Genomic DNA, 778 nt, shown 5'->3' with positions numbered 1-778 from the left:
CGGAGATAGGTTTAGCCGATTTGTTTCTTATATGTCGACGGCGGGCATCACGATCGGTGTGATGGCGTTGGTCACTGTGCTTTCGGTTATGAACGGATTCGAAGCACAACTGAAAGAGCGCATTCTTGGTGTTCTTCCTCACGCGGTGATTTCTCAACATGATGGTCGCACTCCACTGACGGAGTCTGCGCCGCAATTCATTCAAGCGATGTCGGATGTTGCTGAGCCAGAACCTGTTGTTCGCGGAGAGGCGGTAATTCAAAGTTCGGCACAACTGACGGCAGGTTATTTGATTGGGATTGAGCCTAAGAAAGGCGACCCGATTGCCAACCATTTGATTGCGGGTCGTTTGTCTTCTCTTCAAGCGGGAGAGTACAAAGTGTTTCTTGGCCACAGTTTAGCGCGCTCTCTTAAGGTTTCTATTGGCGACAAAGTTCGTTTAATGGTGACAAACGCCACGCAGTTTACCCCTCTTGGTCGAATCCCTAGTCAGCGCAACTTCACAGTGGCTGGTATTTTTAATACCGGTTCGGATGTCGATGGTCAGCTTATGATCGTCAATATGGCGGATGCAGCTAAGTTAATGCGCCTGCCCAAAGATACCGTATCTGGCTGGCGAGTGTTTTTCTCTGACCCATTTATGGTGACGGATTTCGCTGATAAACCGATGCCAGAAGGTTGGCAGTGGAGTGATTGGCGTGCACAACGTGGTGAGCTTTTCCAAGCTGTAAAAATGGAAAAGAATATGATGGGCTTAATGCTAGGTCTCATTGTCGGC

1 protein-coding gene is annotated in these 778 nt (G+C 49.0%); it reads left to right on the top strand.

Going from position 1 to position 778, the window contains the following annotated elements; genetic code table 11:
* Positions 1-778, top strand: a 778-nt coding sequence (locus R7R78_RS25685) for an ABC transporter permease (protein ID WP_225474565.1), incomplete at both ends; no start/stop codon positions are given.

The organism is Vibrio sp. 2134-1, from assembly GCF_033339495.1.
This window is presented reverse-complemented; position numbering and strand designations above follow the sequence as displayed.